The 25,432-nt window shown below is 55.3% G+C and carries 23 protein-coding genes and 1 pseudogene; 7 read left to right on the top strand and 17 right to left on the bottom strand.

Annotated features, from left to right (window positions below; genetic code table 11):
* The first annotated feature begins 99 nt into the window (after positions 1–99).
* On the top strand, positions 100–1,131 hold the full coding sequence (locus JQF37_RS07570) for a DUF6515 family protein (protein WP_130204671.1): 1,032 nt from the start codon (positions 100–102) through the stop codon (positions 1,129–1,131).
* Here JQF37_RS07570 and JQF37_RS07565 read toward each other — a convergent pair.
* Both JQF37_RS07565 and JQF37_RS07560 read right to left on the bottom strand, forming a co-directional pair.
* Positions 1,125–2,021: a cation diffusion facilitator family transporter gene (locus tag JQF37_RS07565; RefSeq protein ID WP_130204673.1), complete on the bottom strand. Its 897-nt coding sequence runs from the start codon at positions 2,019–2,021 to the stop codon at positions 1,125–1,127. The two genes, JQF37_RS07570 and JQF37_RS07565, sit on opposite strands and share 7 nt — an antisense overlap.
* Positions 2,022–2,050: 29 nt before the next feature.
* Positions 2,051–2,470: a polyribonucleotide nucleotidyltransferase gene (locus JQF37_RS07560; RefSeq protein ID WP_130204675.1), complete on the bottom strand. Its 420-nt coding sequence runs from the start codon at positions 2,468–2,470 to the stop codon at positions 2,051–2,053.
* Between the two features lie 109 nt (positions 2,471–2,579).
* On the opposite strand from JQF37_RS07560, the pseudogene JQF37_RS07555 reads away from it, so the two are divergent.
* Together JQF37_RS07555 and JQF37_RS07550 are read left to right on the top strand one after the other, a co-directional pair.
* Positions 2,580–2,960: pseudogene (locus JQF37_RS07555) on the top strand (DEAD/DEAH box helicase); the annotation flags it as partial.
* Between the two features lie 589 nt (positions 2,961–3,549).
* Positions 3,550–4,743, top strand: a complete 1,194-nt coding sequence (locus tag JQF37_RS07550; protein ID WP_204149608.1) for a hypothetical protein — start codon at positions 3,550–3,552, stop codon at positions 4,741–4,743.
* Positions 4,744–4,886: 143 nt separating this feature from the next.
* Here JQF37_RS07550 and JQF37_RS07545 read toward each other — a convergent pair whose 3' ends face one another.
* The 4 genes from JQF37_RS07545 to JQF37_RS07530 form a co-directional block, all read right to left on the bottom strand.
* A complete protein-coding gene (locus JQF37_RS07545) occupies positions 4,887–5,156 on the bottom strand; it encodes a hypothetical protein (RefSeq protein ID WP_204149613.1) in 270 nt (89 codons plus the stop codon).
* A gap of 62 nt (positions 5,157–5,218) precedes the next feature.
* On the bottom strand, positions 5,219–5,695 hold the full coding sequence (locus JQF37_RS07540; RefSeq protein ID WP_204149607.1) for a hypothetical protein: 477 nt from the start codon (positions 5,693–5,695) through the stop codon (positions 5,219–5,221).
* Between the two features lie 419 nt (positions 5,696–6,114).
* Positions 6,115–8,769 (bottom strand): TrlF family AAA-like ATPase, encoded by a 2,655-nt coding sequence (locus JQF37_RS07535; RefSeq protein WP_204149606.1) that lies wholly within the window; start codon positions 8,767–8,769, stop codon positions 6,115–6,117.
* Positions 8,770–9,296: 527 nt separating this feature from the next.
* Complete coding sequence (locus tag JQF37_RS07530) at positions 9,297–9,758, bottom strand: helix-turn-helix domain-containing protein (protein WP_204149605.1); 462 nt, start codon at positions 9,756–9,758, stop codon at positions 9,297–9,299.
* Between the two features lie 313 nt (positions 9,759–10,071).
* Here JQF37_RS07530 and JQF37_RS07525 point away from each other — a divergent pair, with 313 nt between their 5' ends.
* The 3 genes from JQF37_RS07525 to JQF37_RS07515 all read left to right on the top strand — a co-directional run bounded on the left by JQF37_RS07525 (position 10,072) and on the right by JQF37_RS07515 (position 13,534).
* Positions 10,072–10,800: a metallophosphoesterase family protein gene (locus JQF37_RS07525; RefSeq protein ID WP_204149604.1), complete on the top strand. Its 729-nt coding sequence runs from the start codon at positions 10,072–10,074 to the stop codon at positions 10,798–10,800.
* Between the two features lie 812 nt (positions 10,801–11,612).
* Positions 11,613–12,029 (top strand): hypothetical protein, encoded by a 417-nt coding sequence (locus JQF37_RS07520; protein ID WP_204149603.1) that lies wholly within the window; start codon positions 11,613–11,615, stop codon positions 12,027–12,029.
* A gap of 182 nt (positions 12,030–12,211) precedes the next feature.
* Positions 12,212–13,534 (top strand): HipA domain-containing protein, encoded by a 1,323-nt coding sequence (locus JQF37_RS07515; protein WP_204149602.1) that lies wholly within the window; start codon positions 12,212–12,214, stop codon positions 13,532–13,534.
* A gap of 23 nt (positions 13,535–13,557) precedes the next feature.
* Here JQF37_RS07515 and JQF37_RS07510 read toward each other — a convergent pair whose 3' ends face one another.
* Entirely contained in the window at positions 13,558–13,974 is a 417-nt protein-coding gene (locus JQF37_RS07510) for a hypothetical protein (RefSeq protein ID WP_204149601.1), read from the bottom strand.
* 559 nt (positions 13,975–14,533) lie between these two features.
* Here JQF37_RS07510 and JQF37_RS07505 point away from each other — a divergent pair.
* Positions 14,534–14,881: a hypothetical protein gene (locus tag JQF37_RS07505; protein WP_204149600.1), complete on the top strand. Its 348-nt coding sequence runs from the start codon at positions 14,534–14,536 to the stop codon at positions 14,879–14,881.
* A 42-nt stretch (positions 14,882–14,923) separates the two neighbouring features.
* On the opposite strand, the gene JQF37_RS07500 is transcribed toward JQF37_RS07505, so the two are convergent.
* The 10 genes from JQF37_RS07500 to JQF37_RS07455 form a co-directional block, all read right to left on the bottom strand.
* Positions 14,924–15,205 (bottom strand): hypothetical protein, encoded by a 282-nt coding sequence (locus JQF37_RS07500; RefSeq protein WP_204149599.1) that lies wholly within the window; start codon positions 15,203–15,205, stop codon positions 14,924–14,926.
* A gap of 249 nt (positions 15,206–15,454) precedes the next feature.
* Entirely contained in the window at positions 15,455–15,940 is a 486-nt protein-coding gene (locus JQF37_RS07495) for a glycine zipper domain-containing protein (RefSeq protein ID WP_047528741.1), read from the bottom strand.
* Positions 15,941–16,504: 564 nt separating this feature from the next.
* Positions 16,505–17,362: a transporter substrate-binding domain-containing protein gene (locus JQF37_RS07490; protein ID WP_204149598.1), complete on the bottom strand. Its 858-nt coding sequence runs from the start codon at positions 17,360–17,362 to the stop codon at positions 16,505–16,507.
* A gap of 26 nt (positions 17,363–17,388) precedes the next feature.
* Positions 17,389–18,063, bottom strand: coding sequence for a heavy metal response regulator transcription factor (locus tag JQF37_RS07485; protein ID WP_204149597.1), 675 nt, complete (start codon positions 18,061–18,063; stop codon positions 17,389–17,391).
* Between the two features lie 150 nt (positions 18,064–18,213).
* Entirely contained in the window at positions 18,214–19,152 is a 939-nt protein-coding gene (copD, locus tag JQF37_RS07480; RefSeq protein ID WP_204149596.1) for a copper homeostasis membrane protein CopD, read from the bottom strand.
* 3 nt (positions 19,153–19,155) lie between these two features.
* Positions 19,156–19,542: a copper homeostasis periplasmic binding protein CopC gene (copC, locus tag JQF37_RS07475; RefSeq protein WP_047528746.1), complete on the bottom strand. Its 387-nt coding sequence runs from the start codon at positions 19,540–19,542 to the stop codon at positions 19,156–19,158.
* A 77-nt stretch (positions 19,543–19,619) separates the two neighbouring features.
* Positions 19,620–20,459, bottom strand: a complete 840-nt coding sequence (locus JQF37_RS07470) for a copper resistance protein B (RefSeq protein WP_239142513.1) — start codon at positions 20,457–20,459, stop codon at positions 19,620–19,622.
* Between the two features lie 102 nt (positions 20,460–20,561).
* Positions 20,562–22,427 (bottom strand): copper resistance system multicopper oxidase, encoded by a 1,866-nt coding sequence (locus tag JQF37_RS07465; protein ID WP_204149594.1) that lies wholly within the window; start codon positions 22,425–22,427, stop codon positions 20,562–20,564.
* 267 nt (positions 22,428–22,694) lie between these two features.
* On the bottom strand, positions 22,695–22,967 hold the full coding sequence (locus JQF37_RS07460) for a heavy metal-associated domain-containing protein (protein WP_204149593.1): 273 nt from the start codon (positions 22,965–22,967) through the stop codon (positions 22,695–22,697).
* A 114-nt stretch (positions 22,968–23,081) separates the two neighbouring features.
* Positions 23,082–25,430 carry a heavy metal translocating P-type ATPase gene (locus tag JQF37_RS07455; protein ID WP_275424136.1) on the bottom strand — a complete coding sequence of 783 codons (2,349 nt, stop codon included), beginning with the start codon at positions 25,428–25,430 and terminating at the stop codon, positions 23,082–23,084.
* Between the last annotated feature and the right edge of the window lie 2 nt (positions 25,431–25,432).

Raw genomic sequence — 25,432 nt, 5'->3', positions numbered from 1 at the left:
CGCATGCTTTCTGAATAAACGCATGGCGCTTGAGTTCATCGCGAGCAGGCTCGCTCCTGCGCAATCCGTACCCCAGCAGTCCCCACAGTGAGGAAAAGCATGAAGTCGCGCATCTGGCGTTTGGCCGGAGTTGGTTTGCTGTGTGTCAGTGTCACTGCGCAATCGTTGGCCGATGAGCCGCAGAACCATGGGCCCGAGGGTGGTCGACAGGGGGAGGGCGGTCATCAGGGAAATAATCAGGGCCATGGCGGCAACAATCAGCCGCGCCCGCAAAACAATGACGTCATTCGTGGCGACAACAGTCGCCAGTTCGAGCACAACGGCCAGAACCGCAACGATGGCCAATGGCAAAACCGTCAACAGCCCGATTTCAACAATCCGGTTCGCTCTCCTCCGCCGCCACCGCAATTGCCGGCCAATGACTTGCCGATCCAGCCACGGCCCGACGCGGTGCGTCAGACCCAGCCGCCGCAACGCGGGTATTACCAGGACGTGCCGCGGCGCAACGACAACAACCAGCACTGGGGCGGCTACACCGGTGCGCCGTCGAGTCATGATCAGTGGCAGGGCCGTCCGAACGGGCACGGCAATGGTTGGGGCCCAGGGCCGCAGTATCGCCCGGGTCATGTGATCGATCGCTTCCCGGACCGCGAGTACCGCGTGCCATATCGTGGCATGGATTATTTCTACTCCGGCGGCTACTGGTATCGCCCGCTGGGTCCGCGTTATGTGGTGGTCGAGCCACCGCGCGGGATTCGCGTCAGTTACTTGCCGGATTATGCCGAACAGGTGTTGATCGGCGGTGCGGTGCTCTTTTTGGCGGCGGGCGCGTATTACGCCTATCAAGAGAGCACCCAGGATTACGTCGTGGTCGAGCCACCCGTTGGCAGCCTTCAACCGCAGCCGCCGCAACTCGCCAATAATAGTTATGACGTAGTGGCTTATCCGGCCAACGGCCAGTCCCAGGACCAGGTCAATCGGGATGGCTACGAGTGCTATCAATACGCGGTGCAGCAGAGTGGCTTCGATCCGCGAACCGCGACCTACCAGCCAGACCCTTCGGTGGTGCAAGCCTATCGCCAGGCTCAGGGCAATTGCCTGAGCAGTCGCGGCTACCAGGTGAGTTACTGAGCGCTGGCAGCGTTCACCACTTCCTGCGGGTCGGCGTGCACCAGCACCTCGGCTCGCGGGTAGGCGGCGTGAATCGCATCGGCGGCTTGATCACTGATGCCATGGGCAACGGATAGCGTCAGATCCCCCGGTAATTCAAGGTGCAGTTGTACGAACCACTGGTTGCCGGACACCCGCGTGCGCAGGTCATGCGCACCCAGCACCCCCGGAACGCCGCATGCCAGTTCGAGCATGTGCTGGCTGACATCCGGCGGCAGCTCTTCATCCATCAGCACCGTGAAACTTTCCCGGGCGATCTGCACCGCGCTCCAGAGGATGTACGCAGCGATACCCAGACCGAACCAGGCGTCGACCTGATGCCAGCCAAACCCGGCCAGTACCAGCGCCACCAGAATGCTGCCGTTGAGCAGCATGTCCGAGCGGTAATGCAAGGAGTCGGCGCGCACCGCGTTGGAGCCCGTGGCCTTGACCACACGGTGCTGCAACATCAGCAGCGCCAGGGTCAGGACCAGCGAGAACACAATCACCCCGATGCTGATCCACGGCGCGCCCACCGGCTCCGGATGCTTGATCCGCTCGAACGCCTGCATCGCAATCAGCACCGCACTGCCGCCGATGAACAGCGCCTGGGCCATGCCGGCCAGCGATTCGGCCTTGCCATGCCCATAGCGATGATCGTCGTCGGCGGGGCGCAGGGCGTAGTGCACGGCCAGCAAGTTGAGCATCGAAGTGATGCCGTCGAGTGCCGAGTCGGTCAACCCGGCGAGCATGCTCACCGATCCGCTCAGCCACCAGGCGATGGCTTTGGCGACGACCAGCGTGCAAGCCACCGCCACCGAGGCACGGGTCGCCAGCCGCAGCAGGCGGGCGTGTTCGGAGCTGGAGATCATAAATGCGGCCTTTCCTTGAAATGCACCGATTACGCGGCGGGTTGCAGGCCGAACATGGCCAGTTGCTGGGTGCTGCCCTTGTGCTGGATCAGGCGTGGATCATCCAGCGGGAAGCTGCGGCCCAGTTCACGCTGCAGAATAGTCTGCAACTTGAGGTTATCGACCTTACCGTCGGCGCCGATGGCGTCCTTGAGTTTTTCCGGATCAACCTGGGCGGTTTTGCCCGGTTCGAAGTAAATCGCGCCGGTGGCAAAGTCCACGGCAAACGCGATCAGGCCGGGAATGATATAGAACAACAGGCCCACGGCGTCGAGCACGGCAATGGCCGGGTCGATCTTGCCGTCGATCTGGCCGCGGCGATCCGGGTAGAAGATCGAACCGCAGGCCGTCACTTGGGTCAGCAGGGTGGCGACCAGAACACCGCCAATCAGGCGAAGGGGAATATGCATATGAAATCTCCTGGGTCATTTCAAAACGAAGTGTTATCGGTATGAATTAGGACCGCAACGAACACTGGGCAGTTCGCCGTTATACTCGCCGCTCTGTTTGGGAGCCAGCATGATTTCTTTGCCGATCGATGAAGTTTTACCCGCCCTGCGTGAAGCCTTGGCGACACGCCACGAAGCGGTGCTCGAAGCACCGCCCGGCGCCGGTAAAACCACCCGCGTGCCCTTGGCCTTGCTCAACGAGCCGTGGCTGGCCGGGCAAACCATCCTGATGCTCGAACCGCGCCGGTTGGCGGCGCGTGCGGCAGCGGAGCGCCTGGCCAGTGAACTGGGCGAGAAAGTCGGCGAAACCGTGGGTTATCGCATCCGGCTCGACAGCAAGGTCGGCCCCGACACCCGCATCGAAGTCGTCACCGAAGGCATCCTCACCCGGCGCTTGCAGGACGACCCGGCGCTGGAAGGCGTGGGCCTGCTGATCTTCGACGAGTTTCACGTTTTGTCACTTGCACCGAAAAAAAGCTGTTTTTTGTCAAAAATTGCCTGCAATCCCACTCCCCCTCATGCTCAATTCCTCTCCTGACCCACCTCCAGTTCAAGATCCGCCTCCCAACCCCAACCCCCGAACTTCATTCCTAGCCCCCCAAAAAACCAAATCTCCAGTCCCCCCCTCACTTAGTCAGCCCCAGAATTCTGACTCCCAATCCTCCCCCAATCCGCCTCCATGTCTGCTAAACCGATCATCCTTGACCCGCGTGAGACCACCTATTGAATGATCAGGGCTGTGGAAGCAACATGGCTCACCCAGCAGGCCACGACCACTGCCTGTGGGTAGAAGAGCGGGTAGGGCTGACCCCTCCAATAAGCCCGCCGACTCTTCAAATGCAATCCATAAGCGATGCGCTTACCGAGACGCTGGTGCGCTGTCCCCATATCAATCTGAGGCTCAATACAGAATGGAATCACCTGCCAACAGCCCCATCACCACTTCAAAACCTAGTCGCCCGGAAAACCCTCTATCAGCGTCTTTGTACGACGCCCTGATGTACCAACGCGACCTACCTCGGGAGGGAAGAATTACCCATATGGGCAGTTTGGAATTCGATAGGTTGGAAGCGCTCTCTCGTGTCGAACAGCACGTGCCTGGCATCAAGTCTGACCTTGACACAGTTCGGACTCTTTTAAGTGCCGCTACACAATCTGCCCCTACCGCAGAACAGGGAGTAGAACTAAGAGATGCGTATAACCGTTGCCTCGATATGGCGTTTCCAGTAGGTCAGAAGTATCTGCATTGGTGCCATGAGTTGCATGGGTTGTCAGCAGACCATAGCCTCAGTTCAATTTCGTGGAAAAATTTAAAGAAGCTCGAAGAAGATTCGTATACAGACCCTGAGTTAAAGGGGCTCATTGATGAGCTGAAACATGGCTTTAGTCTTGTTTCTCATGTCAATGATAGTAATAACTTTCGTCAAGCTTTTGAGTATTACGGTGAGGCCCTTGTTTATGGAATGCTCAGTAAGCACTTCAAGACTAGAAGGGTAGATGCGAGAAATAACTCTATGCCGGACTTTGCTTGTTTGCTTCCAAGTGGGAAGGAGTTTTTCGTAGAGGTCAAGTCTCTCGATATCGTCGATGCGCCGTTCAGGCCGACTCAGATGCACGAAGATGCAATGCAACAGCAGATTGAACTTGAAGACCAGATCAAACAAGGGCGACGAGTTGCGATTGCGGAAAGAGAAATAGCTCCTTATAAACGTGCTTTTAATGATAGCTCATACGATCCTCGCTCACTGCTGACTGTGACAAACACACTTATCAACAAAGCAGGTTCGGCATTTAAGTCCACTCAGTTCGAACAAGGCCCCACTTTTGCGTTTATCCTGGCTGACCGATTGGTGATTCCTGGCGGCGAACACAGCGTGGCACCTCACTATTATGAGCGCGGCGGTGGTGCAGTCGTTTCTGGTGTACTTTGGAATGTTTGCTTCGGTCAGAAAGGCTGGCCGATTTATAGGATGCCCGACTTTGAAGGTAAGCCAGGACTGGAAGGCTATATGTCCATGTATGGGCTACTGGCAGATCCAGAGGTGTCATTTCCTACGGGAGCGGTGATTGTTGCAAGCACCGGCTCGGAGGATGCCTTAATGGGGCTGTACGATTCCAAGTGGGCTCCTGTTCAGGATTGGGGCGAGGATGAGACCTCTGAAGTCCTGCATGCGCTTTGCAAGGCGTATAACGACGAGAAGAACTCGCTAGGTCAGTTGGTTTCTATGACCTGATACGTGCCCCAACAGACTCTTGAGGCACGGAGGTAGCAGGTGCCTCAAGCGTTGAGGCTGCAATGGAATGGTTGGACTCCGCGAGTGCTGACGTCGGCCAACCAGATGGGAGGGCGCCTGCTGGCGTGTCTCCCCAGTCGTTATCAACGCGCCATAATTTCCATAAGCACCATCTTGTTCAAGTAGTAAGCGATCTTCTCTGCGGGAATGAAGTTCAAAAGGTCATGCTTCTCACTTGCGAGCGTGACCATGCCAGCAAACTTCCACACGTCATCGACATCTGCGATGACCACCGCCCCACTCATGCCACGATAGTCCCCTGGGCGATCGCCCTCGATCTTGATGGTTGAAAGTCCAGGAATCCCTGGTGTGGCGAGCTGCCCTCTAAGCCAGTGCAACTGCGCGTCCAACATCCTGCTGTCGTAGTCGTACGCTCGGCCCTCGTCCGGGTAGCTACTGTCCAAACACCGTGGTTTTAAAACCTGTTTTTACGCCAAGCAGGGCCATTGGCGCAGCACTCGATCGCCTCATCAAGTGTTGGAAATGTGCCCCACATAGTGGGTCGATCCCATGCTCCGCCGTCTAGACAGTGCACCGTGTACTTTGTGCCACCTGGATTGAAGCCAAAGAACGAAGCCTTACTGGTTTCGATCTGAGCTTCAGCTTCCATTTTGCTGAGTTCATCCCCTCGTGCCTGCTGGGCTATACGAATACTCGCCTCTGACTGTTGCCAAGTCGTCGATTCGATATAGGGTAGATCCCACCAGTCCTCGCGCTCCAGCGGCTCTCGATATTCGTTAGGTGTGTTCCAAAAGTTGTCGCGGAGAACAGGATTTAGCGGGTAGCCCTGGCCGACCTTTTCCTGCTTTTCTGGTCTGTGTTTGTCTTGGTAAACATCGACTTCCACGAGTTCGTCAAAGACACCCGGGATGATTCTTTTGGTGGTTGCCATGCGCGTTTCATTCCTTCTGCTTGGTGGCGGATCGGGCCGAGCGCTCTGCCTTTAATCGTCATGAGGTCTTGCTCAGCGGATTGAGTAACACGCTACACAGAGGTGAAGGCAATTCGGTGCCGATTCAAGGCTGGGCGAGGTTTTTTTACACTACATCTGGGCGCAGGCTGGTGTTGAAGGCACCTGGCGACCTGCGATTCCTGATGTTGGTATCGATGGAGCGAGATTGCTGCGCCTAGCGTACCCGTGGTCTTGAGGCACGCCTCCATTCGACCTAATCAGCCATTTGCATCGAGTCTGACCAAGGTATTTCCTGGCCCCGGTAGTAGAGAGCGAGGCTCTACCAGCGTGCCTGCCGACTACTGCGCTTTGTCAGGCTCATATTCATTCGAGCGACATGAGCGACGGTGTAGGCCAAACTAGAATTCGTACTTTTCCTTGCGCTGGATGAAGGCATCCCGACCTCCCTCCAGAATATTTGCAACCTGGTCGCGGATCGTGGGCACATCGATTGAACCCTGAGCCTCCAAGGTCAGTGAGCCACGGTTGTTCTGCGCAGTGAAAACCCCAATCCACTCCGCGTCGCCGAAGACGGGGATATTCGCATTGTGGGTTGCAAACAAAAATTGCCTGGAAGTCTTTGCATCCCTCAGCTCGGTCACGATTCTTTCCGCAATGAACGCGTTGTCCAGATTGTCCTCGGGTTGATCCATCAACAGCGGGTCGGGGTTATCCAATAACAGCATGTGAAGGATGGCTGTGCACTGCTGGCCCGTCGATAGCTTGTTCAAAGGCCTGAAGTTTGGCTCAGCGGTACCATGGGCGACGTTCAGGGAGATGTCGACTCTGTGTTCGAGCTCAAGTGCTTCCAGCTCCATCATCTGAGACGGCTGGAGCTTCGTCAGGGCTTCGGCGACCATCTGAGAGGCTCCCCAGTCGAGACAGACGACTTCAGCTCCTTGCTTGATGGAGTGCACCAATGCCATTGGTGTTATGGCGGCATTGCTCTCAATCCAGGCTAGGCGCTTCTCGCCAATGTTCTCAAGCTTGCATGCCTTGAGGAATTCAACGAGAGGTGATTTATCAGCTTCGGGAATGATCTCGATCTTGAGCTTACGCTGGAGGCGCTTGTTCATTTTCTTGGCGGCTTGAATCAGTGCTGCGATACGCTCGGCCCGTAGGTCGGACAACTCGGCCAGGACATTTCGGCGTTGCTGCTCGAATTCATCAAGTTGCGATTGGTGATTGGGCAGCTTCGCACTCAATGGTTTGATTTTTTCGATATCTTCCTGAACTCGCTGGTACGCGACACCGATTTCTTGCCCTGTTTTTCCGGCCATGTCAGGCAGGTTACGGAGCTCTTTCTCAAGTTCTGCGTCGTGCTCCTTGAGCTGCTGCTCCCAGGCCTCGTGTTGCACATTGAACGTCAGAACTGCTTCGTCCACGAGGCCCTGCATGGCTTGAAGATGCTGGGCGCAGTCCGTGTTGAGCGTTTCCAGGGTCTGGCGCATGGCGGCCAGTGCATCAATGTCGGGTACACCCTCAAGCGCCTCGTCACTGATGAATGCCAGCTCCGGAAAGTAGTCGGTGAAGGTGGGTACGGCTTGTTCTACCTCGTGTATCGCCTGTTTGGCACTCTTGGCCATCTCACGCTCCCTCGCAAGTAGGGAGGTCTTGGCAAGCTTCTCCTTCACGCCCATATCTTCGAAGCCACGCAGTTGTTCTTCCAAGTTGGGTAGTCGATTGACCTTTATAGCCAAGTCATCGAGGTCATCCATCGATTTTGAAATGCTTTGTTGGTTTGCCTTCAGCCGGCGATGGGCATCGGCCCGCTTGTCCTTGTAGTCACCTTCCTGAGGGAGGAAGCGTTCGAGTAACTGTACCCGGCTGGATTCGTCCTGAGCGAGTTCGTAGATTTCGTTTTGCCCATAGATGTCGATGCCGGGCATCAAATCGCCTGGCGTCATGGTTGAAACATCTCCACGTTCGTCACGAACCACCGGTGGCTCGCCAAAGCGACGAGTAATCGTGTATCGCTTGCCGTTCTGCGATGAGGAAACCAGGGTCAGCTCGACCCGTCCTCCCTCCAGACCAATGTTCTCTTTGATGATCTCAGTGTGCAGCTTTTGCGCCTGCTTGCCTTTGGGTATGCAATTTAGAACAAACCGAACGCATTCAAGCAGGGTCGACTTCCCTGTCCCGCGTCCTCCTATCACTGTATTCAAGTGGTCGGAAAAATTGATATGCACTCCATCCAGGTATCCGCCTGCCACACTCATACCTATCAGTCGACCGATGGGGCTCTGCGCCTGGGTAGAGTGCAACCTAATGCGGGACTCGGGATCGAGGAAGGCTACTTTGAAAGCAGAGAATGTCGGTCGGGTCATTTTGATCAGACATGTTGCGCTGGGGTGCTCAAGGTCTTCAGGCTTGGCCACATCTTTAGCGTTGATGACTGCGACCTGACGATCCCGTCGATAGGCCTCGTCTTTTCCCAACAGCACTCGACGGTAAAAATCACCGTCTACCCCGGCGAGTTCCTCGATCGAGCCAGGTATCTGGGCGGCTCGAAGCATGGGGTGTTTCCAGACATGGTTCTGGCGATTTTTCAGCAGCCCACTGTCATGCGTGCAATGGGCTGCATAGATGAAACCACCCAGCTGCTCAATCTTCTCGATTAGTTGGGTGGAACTCAATCGAGAGGGGAGGATGCGTTCTTCGGGGTCAAGAAGATCAAGGTGGCCCAGGTAACGTTCAAGTGACTGGGCTGTGGTGTCCTCGGCAAACAGGCAGACAAAATGGGTCTTGTCGTTTGAGGCAATTTCAAAGCCAGGAAAGACCACGATTCCATGAGGCTCAAGAGCCTGACGAAGAGCATCTACACTCGCAACGCTTCCATGATCGGCGATGCCTATTACCTTGACCTTTTTCTCCAGGCACTTTTGAAGCAGAGCCTGGTTATATGCAGCCTCGTCTAACTGATGATCAGCACCTCGATACGCCCCGTGGTAGGAGAAGGGGTTGACCTGCAAGGCGCAGCGCCAGAATCGCGCGAAACTGAAGTTATCGTCCATGAGAGCTCCTTCTTTCGAATTTAAGTTTTACGAACTTGTCTGACTACAGTTGGCGATGTGAGCCTGTGAACTTGTGTGGGTTCCCACTGCCCGTCGTTGAAGAACTCCGTGCATCACCAAACGCTTTTGCGGAGGCGCTTGATCACGGGATGATCCTGTGCAATCTGTTTGGCCGCGTGCAGCAGCGACGGCAGCCTGAGGAAGCCATCCCACTGTGGCACTTCCCGACACCAAATTCCGATCTGAATGGCGAGCCCCCTGGTGCTGCTGAAACTCTCCTCCTGGATAACCACCATTTCCGTCACGCCGAACTGCTGAAAAGGGTTCCATAACAGTAACCCTGCAGCGCATGCGCTGCGGCCGAATGTGCGCTCTGAACTGGAGGGGCAAGGTTGATCAGTGAGGCTGGTTCAATATTCGGTGAAAAGCAAGGCCGAAGGGCGGGCTTTGAGTGGCCCGGTAAGGGATGGCATTAGTCTGTCACCGGCCCGGTAGACCGCTTGGCCGGATCTGTAACCTGCAATGAATCAGTCTTTGCCCGTCTTTTTCAGGTGCCTGGTAACAGTCGATTTTGCAATTTTTAAACGCCGAGCAACCTCAGCTTGCGTAAGCCCCTCGTCCATCAATTTGATGATCTTGAATTTCAGTTCAGCCGCATCCGCTACAACCGGATGCACAACGGGCGCGGGGGTCGTTGGAATTGTGGCATCCAGAAGTCCGGATGACTCAAGGTCGGCCTGGATGCTGCTGAGGATTCCACGAGGGGACTGTCCGCGCTGCGCAGCGTAGACAATGGTCAGAAAAGACAGGGGGTCTAACTGAAGTGCTTCTGCAAGTTCTTGGCTGACTTCAAGGGACGCAGACCTGGTGCCGGCTTCAAGACGGCTGATGTGAGACTGATCAGTAAGGTTTGCAATGTCCTGCTGCGAGAGTTTTCGATGCGCTCTCAAAAACTGCAGGGTTGCTGCAAACGCGGTGCGAAGCGACATTCAGGCATTCCTGCTAAACGGAACGATATGTCGGGATTGCGCCGTTCGATGCAAATGCTTATAGTCATATGCATCGAACGATTCGGGTTTACGTACATCTCCACGCCCAGACAAAAGCGAGGGGGTAAGAAAGCGCACCATCACAAAGATTGCGCGGTAGGCCACTGGATCAATTCTCACTAAAGGGAATGTCAGTTCAATATATATCTAATTCGAGTGCGAGCGTTTTGCATGCGCCGTGGCCTGAATGTATGGGCAGCCACGTTATGTTTTTTACTATTTTCAGGCCGGTATTTTTTGATTGGCGATCGACATGAAAATCCAGATTTATTCGGATCTGCACAACGAGTTCGCCCCCTTCGAGCCGGCTACAACAGGTGCTGATATCGTCGTTCTGGCCGGCGACATCGACACCCAGGCGCGAGGCGTGAAATGGGCAAGCGAGACCTTCAGCTGTCCCGTGATTTACGTATGCGGTAATCATGAGTTCTACAAAGGCCACATCGACCACACCCTGCGCAAAATGCGGGAGGTTGCAGCACCTCATGTGCACGTATTGGAAAATCAGGTTTGGATTTGCAACCAAGCGCGTTTTTTGGTCACAACCAGCTGGACGGATTTTTCCTCTACCGGCGATGCGGTGGCAGCGATGGTGACATGCGGAATGTGGATGAATGACTTTCAGGTGATCAGAGCCGAAGAGCACTTTCGCCGGCTGCGTCCTGCAGACGTGATTGAGAAAAATCGCGAGGCTTTTGATTTTTTGGTAGCTGAGCTCAACAAGCCATTCGATGGGAAAACCATCGTTGTCACACATCATTGCCCAGTCCCCGAAGTAGCCGGCGAGAAGCATGACGGCCATTTGAGTGCAGCCTATTCCAACAGGTGGCATTCACTGCTTTCGACGGTAGATGTTTGGATTTTCGGTCATACGCATCGAGCCGTGGATATTGAACTGGACGGGTGCCGGTTGATCTCAAATCCGCGTGGTTATCCCCAAGAATCCACAGGATTCATCTCGGATTTCACGATCGAAATCTGATAGGTGCGGAAGGGCGGGGCAGGATGTACTGGATTAAAACTTACGGAGCAGAGCTTTCCGATTTTCGGTTACACAGATTGCCGACAGTCATAGAACGAGCGCGAGCGGCTATCGCTGATCCAAATGTTGTCGGGTATCTGTTGTGTGCGCTAGAGAGGCCTCCAAGAATGACTGGGCTGTTGTTTTGTAATCACACGGGTGGCTTTCCGGAAGGATTACCGATCCATACACCAGCCATTGCCGATCGATGCCGACGGGCAGGTTATGAGGTCGTTACCACGGTCGATGGTGGCGTTTACGTTGTCGCTCACTGGCTTTTCGAGAATGGTGCTTTAGATCGGTTCGACAGGGTTCATTGATGTGTTTGGTGGGGCGCTTGTGACTGATAAAGAGAAGCTTAGCGAAAAAAGAATGGGGCTCCCCCAATGTGTTTTGGACGCAAAACAAATTGATTTCGGCGTCGAGATAACCGGCTACTTGTGTTGCGCCGAATCCCAGCCTCCCTGCGTGATCGGAGTGGTTTTTTCTGAAGCACGCGGGCGGTTTACGGATGGAAAAACGATCCGTACTTCGAGGCTCGAAAGGGTGTTCGAACTCATGGGTTATCAGCTTTGCGAGACATGCAACGGTAGTCGGTATGTGATTTGCCATTGGTGGCATGAAAACGGCGCCATGCCCGAGATCAATATGATCCACTAGCGAATTACGGGCTTTTCAATCGGCATCCAAGGTTACCCAACTCCCGCGATGCACGGCTCCCAGATGTCTGGATCCGTGTCGCTTTATAAGTCTTTAGAAAACTAGGCAGCAGTGTGCAAGCAGATTTGATTGAAGATGTGCTGTATGGCCCCGCGCAGATGCTCGGAGGCTCTCAGCTTGAAGACGGTGAGCTCATTCAACTGGCGCGTGAGGAGTTCGAGGGGCATCCATTTTGTATTGTTCGGAATTGGATGTTGCTCGACCTCCTGCTCACCGAGGCCCAGGAGCGCGAAGTACGGAAGCAGGGACTTCAGCCCACTGTCCTATTCATAAGCAAAGCTGTGTTTGACAGCGAAGCTTGCCCCCCAACCGGCGATGGCTACATCACCGGCTATCAAAAAGATTTCTACGGGTGCTTTTTTGAGAGCAAAGACACGCTGTACATCCTGGCTGGCCGTGGTGCAAGAAAGCACGTGAGTGTGCCTGCAATTTCAGCGCTGAATGAAAATTTGTCTGGGCTCATCAGATAGTTGCGAGATTGGGAAAAGCTCCATAGTTGGGCTCAGTGCCTTGCTCGCGATTGGAGTGATTCAGAGACGCTGATCAAGAAACTATTCCCCGCTGTCCAGGGGTACCCACAGCACCCCAAAAGCTCGGCGTACTCATATTGATCAAGGCACAGTGAGGCTTCGGCAATTTGCCAAGATGATGTATGGAATCCATCACGCTCCAGATTCACTCGGCAGGCCATTGGCATGATGCATTGGCGCTCAGCTTTGATTCACCCGGAGATAACCTGCGGAGCCGGTGCATCATGCACTATCACCCCGAATATCTTGTGGATCAGCACGTTCAACTGGGTACGGTTAAAGCGCCTGCCGTCAGTGCGAACCTCCCTCTGGAGTGGGATATTCGGCGTGAGCCTGCCCCCGCTTTTCTGCACGATATCATCCCAGCCGGTGCTGGGCGTCGGCACCTCTTGTCGAGAATGACAGTACCGTCAGGGATGTCGATTGATCTCTTTCTGCTGCAGCAATTCGCTGCTGCTCCCATTGGGCACCTGCGTATAAAAGGTGCGACCGGAATGCTGCATCCCGCCGAAAAAGTGACGGGTGGGTTTACCCGAGAAGAGGTTATTCAGGAAGGTATGAGCTTTCTCGACCAGGCCAGGGAATCGGGAATGGCAATAAGCGGTGCTCTTGGGGCCGGCGGTGAAGCTCCGAAAATGCTGCTGGCGGAGGATGCGTCGGGTCAGCTTTATCCAGAGGGGGTGCTAGATGACGCAGATGTGCGGCGACATTGGTTTGTTAAATTCCCGCGTAACACCGCCACTCAGTTAGACCGCACCATCCTGCATTCCGAATACTGTTTTTACCGCGCGCTGGGCAAGCTGGGGATCGACACGATCGCCTCCGATGGTCTGACCCACGAAGCGGCGAAGATACCTAGCATTTGGATGCAAAGATTCGATCGGAAGGTCTCTTTGGGGGGAGTGGAGCGCATCGCAGTCGAATCGATGTATTCATTATGCGGCGTCAGCAATCGAGGTAGTTGTTTGAATCATTTCGATGTCGTGGATCGGCTAGCGAAAACATGGATTGCTGCCGGCCAAGAATCTGAAATACCGGACATGCTTAGCGAATACTTGCGACGGGATTTAATCAATCAGATCGTCGGTAACACCGACAACCATGGCGGAAATCTCTCGATCCTTCGGGGCAAGGAGCGAGTGAACTTTGCACCCATCTACGATCTTGCGCCGATGGTGATGGATATCGAGGGTGTTGTGCGGATCACACGGTGGACAACAAATATTGAACGATTAGGTTCAGTCGATTGGGAGGCTGTGTGTGCTCGCTTCGCGCATAGGGCAGATCCGGAATGGTTGTTCGATCGCTTACAGGCGGACGCTCGGTTGCTGCTGGCCTTGCCGGATTTGCTACAAGATCTAGGACTGCGCCAGGAAGCTTGGCGCTCGCCGATGATTCCGCTTAGGTGTCTCGAAGATACGTTTCGCAGGTGGAAGTTGATGTGAGGCTCTTTCTGCTCAAATCCAACTCAATCGGCCTCGCACCACTCGCTGTGCGCAGCAACGTGCTGCATATCTTGCACCCAGCATCGAAGAAACCGGCGCCAGTCGCGCGCATAACTACCTTGCGGCAACCGTGAAGAGAGCGCGCTTGCTGCTTCGAATCGCGCACGCCAGGGCAGGGGTATGTGTTGGTCAAGCACGATAATGAAAAGGTGGCCATCGCTCCCTAGGAATTCTGTTTCTGGAACACGCTCGCGCAGCTCATCGACCGAGATCGAATAGGCGTCACCAATTGGTTTTTCGAGATCCTGGCGCTCTATGCTTCTGAGCTCTTCGAGCAACGGTTTTGCCTCCTTAGCACCGGGGCGTATTCGTTCGAGCGTCCAAAGCAGTCTGCGCCGTTGGTTCTCGCGCAGCCATAAAGTCTTCAGGTCGGTTTCCATCAATGTTTCCTTGTCACGGTAGTACGTAGATCAGATCGCGAATCACGTGCCTAACTAGGTATCGTGAGGTCTGTGGGAGGGTCTGGTTGCGTTGTTGTATCTTCTCAACGCCCGGTAACAGCGTGTAGATCTAGATTTTTTGGAAGATCTTAGGCAGCAGTTCACACGTATCACCGAACCGACCAGCTTTGCTGCGGTGTTGTGTCAAGAAAAATATTTTTTCAGAAGGCCCCTTGAAAATTTTTTTCAGCGACGGATCTTTATTATTTGAGAGCAACAAAAAAGCGGCGATCTCAGCGCTCCTCCTTCCACCTATCCTGCAGGGGAAACGGTATTGGTTTTTGCTTTTGCAGTGCTTCTGTTTCTGTCCGTTTTTCCTACGATTTATCCCGCTGACGCTGATGTGTGACTGCCCTGCGGGCATAGCAAAATCGCCCCTTCGCGGCGTAAGCCGCTGCTTTCCAGTTTGATTTCAAACAACGAGAATTTTTTTTAAAAAATACTCCTGTCGGACAACTTTCACATCGGGGGACGCCCGCATAGGAACTGGAGAGGACAGATGAAACAAGAACTTGAGTTGGAGGTTTGGCGCTTGGCGCAGCAGGCTAGTGACTCGGCAGCGTTTGTGCGACTGGTTGAGGAGGCGGTCGACAGTTTCAAGAGAGACCCTGGATATGATCCTAACGTGCGGTTGCACGCGTCAGGAGTTGGCGTGGAGAGCATCAGGGGGCTACGTGACGTGATGAAACGTCATGATATCTATACAGGCCCATCTGCAGACTACGTTGAGCTCAGGTCTCGTCTGAGAATGCATTTGCGCGACCAATTGCAAATGCACCTTATGAAGTCGGGGCAGGCCAGCGACGAAATGAAGGAGGATCAGTTGGGGCGAGATCTTGGGCTGTAGAAGGTTCCAAGTTAGGGAGAGTTCAGCTCAATTTCTACTCGTTCAAATTTCCCGCCTGCTTCCCATCAATTGTGGACGGTGTACTGCAAGCACGACAACGAAATTGTGTCCGTCCCGTCTCAAAATCTTGGTTTCAGGAACGCGTACTTTTAGCTCGTCAATCGACATCGCCCATGCTTCACCAATAGGCTCCTCCCGATCTCGGCGCTCAATGTCATCAAGAATCGCCAAGTGAGGTTTCGCTTGATCAGATCCGGGCTGTAGACGCACCAACTTCCACAACGCTCTGCGTCGTTGGCGTTCGCGGGCTTCTAATTCATTCATCAATTTCCACCTGCGTCTTGTGGTGCTACATCGACAGCTTGCCACATATTCGCCGCGAGCGAGGCGTGGGTATGGCTGGCCAAGGCACGCTCACTCGCGCGCCGACTCACGACATGATTTTGTATACACCCTCTTAGGGAGATTGAGGCTTGCAGAAGTGGTTCTGTAATCCTAGGGGGACTGGAGATGTTGGTCTAGCTGGCCGCGACTGCTGCGGCCAGCCCTTCCAATGGGCCTGTTACGCGGGGATCAGTCGTCGTCGCGCCAGTGGTGTTTGCGCCAGCCATAGTGATGGCCACGGTCGTGGTGGTGGCGACGCCAGCCGCGATCGTCGTCATAGTAACCATCACGGTAGCGATGACCACTTTCATCATCATATTCCCGGCCCATGTTGTTGCCCAGGGCACTGCCCAAGCCACCACCGGCTGCCGCACCGATCAGGCTGCCAGAGGTGCCGCCCATCTTGCGACCTACCACGTTACCGCCGGCTGCGCCCAGTGCGCCGCCAATGGCCGCTTCGCCACGGCTGTGTTTGTTGGCGCCCACCGCACCACCGGCCGCGCCACCCAAGCCTGCGCCGATTGCCGAGCCGGTGCTGCCGCCGATCGACTGGCCGACCACTGAGCCCAATACTCCTCCCAATGCGCCGCCTATGCCTGCTTCGGTATTGCCGCCTGCCGACGCAACACCGCTTAGCAGGCCAAGTGACAACAAGAGAATCGAGGAGTACTTCATTTATGAAAGCCTCAAAGGGGTGACGAGGCGATCCTGAGGCTCTGGACTGGGGCTTACAATTGAAATCCGACGAGTAACACGGCTTGACAAAATTCTCTAAGCTGCTGTTTTTTCAATGAAACTTTAGGGGTGTTCGACAGTCTCAGATTAATTGCGACAGGCCATTTTCAAATATGGAAAGGCCTATTTTGGGGGGCGGAAAAACCGCTAGCCTGTTGGCGCCGGCGCCGAATTGATCCAGTTACCGAGATGCCACTGACCCAGTATGATTCCTCGCGAACCATTTCCTGTGCTGGATTTCTGCCGATTGGAGATGGGTCAGTCTTGCGTCGGCACGTAGGTCAATTCGGTGTTGGCGCCAACACTGTTCGAGCGCCTGCTCTTCAAGGGCTGCCGCCATGGCGTGGCGAAGCGCTGCTTAAAGCGGCGTATCAGGCCATGTATGGCGTTAAACAACTGGGACGCAAAGGAGTTGCGATGACTGAGTCCCCAGAAGCTTGAGCTGCTTACTCTTGCTACGTTGTTCCTGAACATCGCAGTCGCTTAGTCAAGGCAATCATGAAGCTAAGGAAACCAGCGCATGTGAATATCCTTGAGGACGCCGTTGGTCTTGATGCGTCGATAGCCCTCGTCATACATTTCCAGCGCTCGCAATCCGTCTGGATGAGCCAGGCTAAAGCCTAACGTCGAGTTTTCCACTCCGCAATTGAAGGCGAAGCGCACCACATCTTCTGTGCCGGACTGTATGGCTTTCTGGTTCCTGGCCTCAAGGTCGTTACTCATGACCAATGCCGCCTGAAAACGCCGAGCGGCGAGTTTTTGCAGGCTTGTTAAATCCGAGAGTGAATTTTCGAGCACCACGCCAGAGGTCTGGAGTGCCGTCACCTGGGCTGAGTATTCGTAATCTCTGGTAATGCCAACGACAGTGTCGGGCGGCAAAACACATTTTCCATCTGGAGGCTTCGGCAGGGGAGCATTGATATGTTCGAAGATGTCATTACGTACTTTGAAGATCGGCTGTTCAGCCAGCTTGATCTTGCCCTCGAATTCGGGTTGCCAGCTCATGTTGAAGCAGGCGGCAACCTGGCCACTGAGCACCATGTACTTACAGCGTGAATACGGCACGACTTTTAGCTGTACCTCTACCGCCATTTCTTTGAAGGCGGCGATGACTACGTCATTGGCGTAACCTGTTCCGTCACCCTTCGACCATGGCGCGGCGGCATCTTCCACCATGATCGTCAGTGTCTCGTGCGCCTCCTGTGCGATGCAGGCGCTCGCTGTCAGCAGCTGTAGTGTGCAGGTCAGAAGGGGCAGAGCAATATTTGGCCACATTCTGTGACCAGTCTTTTTTTTATACATGGCAGGCTTTATTGAATCGATGAATCCACCGAAGGTGGATGGGCCAAAGCTTTTCGTCATAGTGAAAAACAGGCGCGAGATTTGATCTAAGATATGTCGATGACATAACCCATGCCGCGTGAGGTGTGAATCAATTTGGATTCAAAATTGTCATCAATTTTTGCTCGTAGTCTGCGCACAGCAACTTCGATCACATTGGTGCCACTCTCAAGGTGGATATTCCAAACCTGTGATGCAATGAGTGATTTAGGAAGAACCTCACCACGGTGCTGGAGCATAAATTTCAATAACGAAAACTCTTTCGCCGTTAGGTCAATCCGTTTCCCTCCGCGAAACGCCTGATGTTTGAGTAGATCAAGCTCAAGATCGCCAATTGTTAAATGGGTCTGACTGGAAGGAGGGGTTGCTCTACGCAGCAAGACTCGGACTCTAGCAAGTAGCTCGGAGAACGCAAAAGGCTTGACCATGTAGTCATCAGCACCCAGATCCAACCCTTTAACTCGGTCTTCTACGCCATCCCGAGCTGAGAGGAACAACACTGGCACGCTTGCGCCTGCGGCACGGATCTTTCTCAGGACGTCCCAACCATTGAGACCAGGCAACATCACATCCAAGATGAGCAGGTCATAGGATCTTTCCAGAATGAGTTGAAGAGCGTCGTTACCATTTATGACGCGGTCAACACTGAAACCGGCCTCGGTGAGGCCTTTCTGCAGGTAAATTCCAGTTTTCAGTTCATCTTCAGCTACCAAGAGTTTCATATTGGCAGGTTCCACGATTTGTATTGCAGCAGTTTGCGGCCAAAACCGATGCCTCAATACAAGCTGATGTAGTTTCTACAGCCGACTCAGCGCGGACGCACAGGCTCAACATAGAATATTGGGAAGCACTGCCTGCATTTACTTCACGGGTTACTCAGCTGACATCTCCATCTCTGGGCTGAGTGTGCCGAGCCAGGCAACCAGGCCCATAATGATCACCGCGACCGAAAACTCTAGAATCATGCTCCGCCGTAAAGCGTTGATGGCGATGGTGTGAGTACCTGACTGAATGGATCGCTCAAGCAGCGGGCTCAGGTGAAAGCGGTTCACCGCCGCAAATACCAGCATCCCCGCAAACAAGAAGACCTTCAAAGACAACAGGGCCCCGTACGTGCTGGATGTCAGCGTCTCGAATGCTGGCCCGACAACCATCAGATAGTTGACGATCCCGGTGATAGCCAGGGTTGCGACGATAAGCGTCCCCGCTGATTCGAAACCAGTCAGCGTTCGAGCCAGCAACCGTATCTGCAGATCGCCTGTGAGGTGGGTTGAGCGCAATAACAGCGCGAATGCAGCGAGAGCGCCCAACCAGCTGCCTGCACCCAGAAGATGGACAATATCGCTGGTGAAATGCAGGTAGCGTCGACTACCTTCATCCATAGCGCCATGTCCTGTCCAGGCCAGCGTCGAGAGGGCGATGGCCCCACACAATGTGACCAGCCAGAGGCTCAATGCCGGGGCTCGTCGATTGAGAGTCGCGGCGATGACAGCCACCGTCAACGAGGCTATTCGGGCCATCCAGGTCAACCCGACGTCAGTGTCCATCAGCATCATCTGCAGGATGTGGTGATGCAGTTCCATGACGCTGGACATACCGCTCATCGTCTTGGCCATGTGGAGCATGGCCGCCATCGATAGCAGTATGCCGATAAGGGCAGTTACCCCCAGTAACGACCCAAAATTCAACACGGCACCGTCTGCGCGTTCCTTTCCTTTGAGACTGTACAGGCCAAACAGTGCCAGCCCGAAGAGCAGCATCAGGTCGATATAGAGCGCGAAGCGAAGGCTAATGTAGATTGAGTCGTCCATGGATCACTTGACTTTAAAGGTCACGGTGCCTGTGATCGGGTGGGTATCGGAAGAAACCGCCCTCCACTCAACCTGATATGTGCCAGGTGTGAGCGGTGCTGCCGGGGTGATAACCATCATTTTCGGATCGGCGCTACCCGCGACACTCGCTTTGACACCCATAGGGGAGTGGGCGGACATGCCCGGCATTTCGGTCATGATCAGTTTCGCGCCGGAAAACTGGGTGGTGAGCTTTTCTGAGAAATTCAGTTCGATTTTTGCCGGTGCAGCCACGGTGGTGCCATTGACCGGGGTAGAGGACAGTAGTTTTGGATGCGCCTGGGCAGCAGCGCTCAACAACAAACCGATACTGAGTGCAGCGACAACACCGAGGGCTTTAAAAGATGACATGCAAGGCTCCTGACGGCTTGGGCCGTGGGTGGGGTGTTTTTGATTGACTGGATGTGGGGTGTATCTATCGATCAGGTTTAGAACCACATTCGCACACCGACGACAAAGCGCGTATCGCTCTTGTCTTCGCCTTCTTCAAGGCGGTAGTCCGCTGTTTTGCCGTAGGCGCGGTTCCAGGTCACGCCGATGTAAGGTGCGAACTCGCGGCGTACTTCATAGCGCAGTCTCAGGCCAACCTCGGTGTCCGACAGCCCGGAGCCTGTGACCCGTTGTGGATCGTTTTTGCCATAGAGGTTGATTTCAGCAGTGGGCTGCAGAATCAAACGGTTGGTCAGCAAAATATCGTAGTCGCCCTTGAGCCGCATCGCGGTCTGGCCAGCCTCGCCCAGGTAAGCGGTAGCTTGAGTTTCGAAGTCGTAAAGCGCCATGCCTTGCAGCCCCAGTGCCGCCCATGTCTGGGGTGCACCTGGTTTGAAGTCTTGTCGCACACCGCTGACCACGTCCCACCAGGGACTCACGGCGTGTCCCCAGAGTGCCTGAAGCTCAGCGCTTTCTGTCACGCCATTGGTTCGTTCGCCTTCGGTTCGCAGCCAGAGACGATCCGTGTCACCGCCAATCCAGCCGTTGGCTTCCCAACGTAATGCACTGCCCTTGTCAGCGTCTTGCCATTCGAGTTGATCGATCAGGAAAAATGAGTTGATCGAGCTGTCGTGCATCTGGTGGCCGGCATGGCTTTCAAACACCGCCGCGCGATCTGCATCGGTGAGTGCCGGAATGGGTGTACGGCTTTGCTGGGGCGCTGCGGGTTTCATACCCTGCATCTGGCTGTCATCCATGCCCTGCATCTGAGAGTGATCCATACCCGGCATTTGGGAATGATCCATATCCTGCATCTGTTTGCCGTCCATGCCTTGCATCAGCTCGGTCTGCCCATATGCAAATGGCATGACACCCATCCCCAGGATGGCAAGGCCGGCGAGTAGCGGTTTAGCGGTTCTTTCGAAGTTCATGTCTGGCTCCTACTCTTGCACACGGACTTCGCGAAACATGCCCATTTCCATGTGGTACATCAGGTGGCAGTGGTACGCCCATCGCCCCAGGGCGTCGGCGGTCACGCGGTAGCTGCGTTTGGTGCCAGGCGGCATGTCGATGGTGTGCTTGCGAACCATGAAGTCACCGTTCTCATCCTCCAAGTCACTCCACATGCCATGCAGATGAATGGGATGCATCATCATGGTGTCGTTGACTAGAACCACTCGGATGCGCTCTCCATATTTGAGATGAAGTGGCTCGGCATCCGCAAATTTGACGCCGTCAAAAGACCACGAGAATTTTTCCATGTGTCCGGTCAGGTGCAGGGTGATGGTGCGGCTTGGTTCGCGGCCATCGGGATCTTCGAAGGTGCTCTTCAGGTCTGAGTAGGTCAGTACCCGGCGACCGTTGTTTCTCAATCCCATGCCAGGATCGTTGAGTTTCGGTGTGGGGCTCATCGCCTGCATGTCGACCAGCGGGTTATTCGCTTCCGAGGCCGGGTGAGGCTCCATCGAGTCCATGCTGCTCATGCCCGACATCGAGTGACCTGACGTGTCTGCCGAGCCTGGCGTCTGACTATGATCCATGCTCTGCATCGATCCACCGTCCATGCCCGTCATACCCTGCATGCCTTTGTCGTCGCCGGCCGACATTTGGCTGTGATCCATACCCTCCATGCCTTGCATCGAGTCCTGGGTCATACCCTTCATATCGCCATGATCCATGCCGGCCATATCACCCATGCCCATGTCGCTCATCGTGATCAACGGACGTGGATCCAGGGGAGGCACAGGAGCTGAGAGCCCTTCATGTACAGCCAGAGTACCTCTTGCGAAACCGGTACGATCCATCGACTGGGCGAACAAGGTGTATGCGTTTTCGGTGGGTTCGACGATCACATCAAAGGTTTCGGCCACGGCGATGCGGAACTCATCAACGCTCACCGGTTTCACGTACTGCCCGTCTGCGGCGACGACAGTCATTTTCAGCCCAGGAATACGCACGTCAAAGTAGCTCATCGCCGAGCCGTTGATGAACCTCAGGCGTAGCCGTTCTCCGGGCCTAAAAATACCTGTCCAGTTGCTATCGGGAGCCTGCCCGTTAAGCAAGTAGGTGTAGGTGGCGCCGCTAACGTCAGCAAGATCGGTGGGGTTCATTTTCATTTCAGCCCACATCTTTCGATCCGCGACGGTGGCAGACCAACCGTTCTTGCTGACGTCATCAATGAAGTCGCCGACGGTGCGCTTGTGCAGGTTGTAGTAACTAGATTGTTTCTTGAGTTTCTTCATGACCCGAACTGGGTCTTCATCCGTCCAGTCGGACAGCATCACCACATAGTCGCGGTCATAGCTGAAGGGTTCGGGATCCTTTGCATCGATGACCAAGGGGCCGTAGACGCCGACCTGCTCCTGGAACCCGGAATGACTGTGATACCAGTAGGTGCCGTTCTGTTTGACCTTGAACGAATAAACGTACAGGCCGCCCGGTTCGATGCCGTGAAAACTCAGGCCCGGTACACCGTCCATGTTCACCGGCAGAATGATGCCGTGCCAATGGATCGAGGTGTCTTCCTTGAGCCGGTTCCTGACCCGCAACGCCACCGTATCGCCTTCACGCCAGCGCAATATCGGGCCAGGGAGGCTACCGTTGATGGTCATGGCGGTGCGGGGCGTGCCAGTGAAGTTCACCCCCATCTCACCGATAGTCAGATCGAAACGAGTGCCAGCGAGCACATTCGGCTGCCCCTCACTGGTAATTGCCCACACCGGGCTGCGCCACAGCCCAAAGCCTGCGAGTACCCCGCCTGCAGCCAAGGCTTTCACGAAAGTGCGTCTTGATGTTCTGGAATGCATGGAGGGGTATCCAGTAAGTCGGAGTGCAGGCAGATACGAAACCGCTGCCACAGTAGGGCCATGGCTCGCTTCAGAGAGTCGGTGCCAGCCGCCATTTTGCGAGCAAGATGTCATATCATCAGGCGGCGCGTGATTACATTTCCGTCAGGTTAGCAATGGCAGTTTGGCTGCGCTGCGATTGGGCAGCATCGATAGATTTGTCTTGTTGTGATAGGCCGTGTCAGGTTAGCCCTGACGTAGTCGTCAATTGCCGTTTAAAAATATCGCTTACCGACAGCAGCAACCGCCACCGTTCCCGCCACAACCAGAGGCTTTCTTACTCGCTACGCTTTCCATTGTCACCAGCTGTGCTGGATAGCCAGCGTCCTGCAGGGCTGTAAGCAGCGCAGGGCTGTCCGAATCGCCACTGACCTTCACCCGTCCGGCTTGTAGATCCACTGCTATGTCACTGACGCCTTCAAGTGGGCGCAGCGCTTCGGTGACGTGTTTGACACATGAGCCACAGCTCATGCCTTGGACTTGCAGTTCAACGGTTTTCATCGGTGACTCCTCATAACAAAATGCATCAAGCAAAGACTGAGGCATTCAGCTTTTCTGCGACGTTGGCTTATCTTCAACCTTGCTGCCATGGCAAGGTCAAGCGGGCGTTTTCACTCAATTAATGGAAGCCTGGCGCAGGCGTAACGCGTTGAATACCACCGACGCCGAGCTCACGCTCATGGCCAGTGCGGCAATTAACGGTGACAGAAGGTGACCGGTAAGCGGGTAGAGCAAGCCGGCTGCCAGCGGGATGCCCATGGCGTTGTAAAGGAAGGCGAAGGTCAGGTTCTGGTGCATATTTCTCACCGTTGCTACTGACAGGCTGCGAGCACGCAGGATACCGAGCAGATCGCCTTTGACCAGGGTGATCTGAGCGCTGTTCATCGCCACGTCAGTGCCAGTACCCATGGCGATACCGACATCAGCGCGAGCCAGCGCGGGGGCATCATTAATGCCGTCGCCGGCCATCGCCACGCGGTGTCCGGCTTGCTGCAGAGATGCAACCAGACGTTCTTTATCTTGCGGTTTGACCTCGCCATGCACCTCCTCAATGCCCAATTGGCGAGCTACCGAGCGCGCAGTGGTAAGGCCGTCGCCAGTGGCCATGATGACCTTGACGCCATCCGCCTGCAGACGCTCGACGGCCAGCTTCGAGGTGGGTTTGATGGGATCGGCTACAGCCAGCAAACCCGCCAGGGCGCCATTGACTGCCAGGTACATGATGCTCGTACCGTCGCCGCGTAGCTTCTCGGCCTGCGCTTGCAAGCGCTCAGTGGCGACGCCGGCTTCCTGCATCAGCGCCGTATTACCCAATTGCAGGCGGCGACCTTCAACCTGACCGCTTACACCAATACCGGAAGCCGACTCGAAGGTTTCAGGTGGGCTCAGTGTCAGACCTGCGGCGCGTGCCTGATCGACGATGGCGCGGGCCAACGGGTGCTCGCTGCCCTGATCAAGACTCGCAGCCAGGCGCAGCACCTCATCCTGAGTGAATCCGGGTACGGCCCCGACGCTATGGAACGCTGGTCGACCTTCAGTGAGGGTGCCGGTTTTGTCGACTATCAAGGTGTCTATTTTGCGCAGGTTTTCGATGGCGGCGGCATCGCGAAACAATACGCCGCTGCCAGCGGCCTTGCCGGTGGCGACCATGACTGACATCGGTGTCGCCAGGCCAAGGGCACAGGGACAGGCGATGATCATGACCGCGACAGCGTTGATCAGTCCGAACACCCAGCTCGGCTCGGGCCCCCACAGTCCCCAGCCGAGTAGAGTCAGCGCGGCGATAGTAATCACCACAATCACGAAGTAACCGGCGATTACATCAGCCAGGCGTTGCATCGGCGCCTTTGAGCGCTGGGCCTGAACAACCATCTGCACGATTTGTGCGAGCAGGGTGGCCGACCCTATCTTCTGCGCCTGCATCACCAGGCTGCCGTGGATGTTGAGAGTGGCGCCGATCAGCGCGTCGCCGGCCCTCTTCATGATCGGTATCGGTTCGCCAGTGAGCATCGACTCATCCACAGCGCTTTCGCCTTGCAGCACCTGACCGTCGACAGGCACTTTTTCGCCTGGTCGCACACGTAACGTGTCGCCGCTGTGTACGTGCGTCAGGGGGATGTCTTCTTCCGTGCCGTTGGCATTGATCCGTCGGGCAGTTTTCGGGGCCAGTCCAAGCAGCGACTTGATGGCGGCCGAGGTTTGCGAGCGCGCCTTGAGTTCAAGCATCTGGCCGAGGAGGGTGAGTGAGATGATCACAGCCGCCGCTTCGAAGTAGACGCCGATACGGCCGTCCATCAGGAAGTTGCTGGGGAATACATCGGGGGCCAGGGTCGCCACAACGCTGTAAAGAAAGGCCGCCGCCGTGCCAAGGCCGATCAGCGTCCACATGTTCGGACTTCGCTGAATCACCGAGCGCACGCCGCGTACATAAAATGGCCAACCAGCCCAAAGCACCACCGGTGCGGCCAGTCCCAGCTCGATCCAGTTTTGCGTGGGGCCGTGAAACAGCACTAAGGCATGGCCGCCCATGGCCAGAACGGTGACGATTATTGTCAGTGGCAATGTCCACCAGAAGCGCTGGGTGAAGTTCTTGAGTTCAGGGTTCTCTTTTTCCTCCAATTCCGGGATCACCGGCTCTAAGGTCATGCCGCACTTGGGGCAGACGCCGGGGCCAATCTGGCGAATCTCCGGATGCATGGGGCAGGTGTATTCAGTGTCAACGGTCAACGGTTCTGCTGGTGCCTGATGGATGTGTTCAATTTCAGTCGGAGATATTTGATATCGCTCAGGCTCTGCCCTGAAGGTCGTTTGGCATTTCTGGCTGCAGAACCGGTAGGTTTGCCCCTTATATTGCGTACTGAACTGGCTTTCGCTACTGACGGCCATGCCGCAGACCGGATCATGGGAACCGGTGGGTTCAAGCTTTTGTATTGGGTCGTCTTGACGAAGCTCAGGGGCGTGCATGG

It is taken from the genome of Pseudomonas sp. MIL9 (assembly GCF_016887925.1).
Classification (GTDB): Bacteria; Pseudomonadota; Gammaproteobacteria; order Pseudomonadales; family Pseudomonadaceae; genus Aquipseudomonas; species Aquipseudomonas mohnii.
This window is presented reverse-complemented; position numbering and strand designations above follow the sequence as displayed.

What these genes read in the sequence shown, in the direction of transcription:
- JQF37_RS07570 (WP_130204671.1), top strand. Translation starts at nt 100, where the DNA reads ATGAAGTCGCGCATCTGGCGTTTGGCCGGAGTTGGTTTGCTGTGTGTC.
- JQF37_RS07565 (WP_130204673.1), bottom strand. Translation starts at nt 2,021, where the DNA reads ATGATCTCCAGCTCCGAACACGCCCGCCTGCTGCGGCTGGCGACCCGT.
- JQF37_RS07560 (WP_130204675.1), bottom strand. Translation starts at nt 2,470, where the DNA reads ATGCATATTCCCCTTCGCCTGATTGGCGGTGTTCTGGTCGCCACCCTG.
- JQF37_RS07550 (WP_204149608.1), top strand. Translation starts at nt 3,550, where the DNA reads ATGGGCAGTTTGGAATTCGATAGGTTGGAAGCGCTCTCTCGTGTCGAA.
- JQF37_RS07545 (WP_204149613.1), bottom strand. Translation starts at nt 5,156, where the DNA reads ATGTTGGACGCGCAGTTGCACTGGCTTAGAGGGCAGCTCGCCACACCA.
- JQF37_RS07540 (WP_204149607.1), bottom strand. Translation starts at nt 5,695, where the DNA reads ATGGCAACCACCAAAAGAATCATCCCGGGTGTCTTTGACGAACTCGTG.
- JQF37_RS07535 (WP_204149606.1), bottom strand. Translation starts at nt 8,769, where the DNA reads ATGGACGATAACTTCAGTTTCGCGCGATTCTGGCGCTGCGCCTTGCAG.
- JQF37_RS07530 (WP_204149605.1), bottom strand. Translation starts at nt 9,758, where the DNA reads ATGTCGCTTCGCACCGCGTTTGCAGCAACCCTGCAGTTTTTGAGAGCG.
- JQF37_RS07525 (WP_204149604.1), top strand. Translation starts at nt 10,072, where the DNA reads ATGAAAATCCAGATTTATTCGGATCTGCACAACGAGTTCGCCCCCTTC.
- JQF37_RS07515 (WP_204149602.1), top strand. Translation starts at nt 12,212, where the DNA reads ATGGAATCCATCACGCTCCAGATTCACTCGGCAGGCCATTGGCATGAT.
- JQF37_RS07510 (WP_204149601.1), bottom strand. Translation starts at nt 13,974, where the DNA reads ATGGAAACCGACCTGAAGACTTTATGGCTGCGCGAGAACCAACGGCGC.
- JQF37_RS07505 (WP_204149600.1), top strand. Translation starts at nt 14,534, where the DNA reads ATGAAACAAGAACTTGAGTTGGAGGTTTGGCGCTTGGCGCAGCAGGCT.
- JQF37_RS07500 (WP_204149599.1), bottom strand. Translation starts at nt 15,205, where the DNA reads ATGAATGAATTAGAAGCCCGCGAACGCCAACGACGCAGAGCGTTGTGG.
- JQF37_RS07495 (WP_047528741.1), bottom strand. Translation starts at nt 15,940, where the DNA reads ATGAAGTACTCCTCGATTCTCTTGTTGTCACTTGGCCTGCTAAGCGGT.
- JQF37_RS07490 (WP_204149598.1), bottom strand. Translation starts at nt 17,362, where the DNA reads ATGACGAAAAGCTTTGGCCCATCCACCTTCGGTGGATTCATCGATTCA.
- JQF37_RS07485 (WP_204149597.1), bottom strand. Translation starts at nt 18,063, where the DNA reads ATGAAACTCTTGGTAGCTGAAGATGAACTGAAAACTGGAATTTACCTG.
- copD (WP_204149596.1), bottom strand. Translation starts at nt 19,152, where the DNA reads ATGGACGACTCAATCTACATTAGCCTTCGCTTCGCGCTCTATATCGAC.
- copC (WP_047528746.1), bottom strand. Translation starts at nt 19,542, where the DNA reads ATGTCATCTTTTAAAGCCCTCGGTGTTGTCGCTGCACTCAGTATCGGT.
- JQF37_RS07470 (WP_239142513.1), bottom strand. Translation starts at nt 20,459, where the DNA reads ATGCAAGGCATGGACGGCAAACAGATGCAGGATATGGATCATTCCCAA.
- JQF37_RS07465 (WP_204149594.1), bottom strand. Translation starts at nt 22,427, where the DNA reads ATGCATTCCAGAACATCAAGACGCACTTTCGTGAAAGCCTTGGCTGCA.
- JQF37_RS07460 (WP_204149593.1), bottom strand. Translation starts at nt 22,967, where the DNA reads ATGAAAACCGTTGAACTGCAAGTCCAAGGCATGAGCTGTGGCTCATGT.
- JQF37_RS07455 (WP_275424136.1), bottom strand. Translation starts at nt 25,430, where the DNA reads ATGCACGCCCCTGAGCTTCGTCAAGACGACCCAATACAAAAGCTTGAA.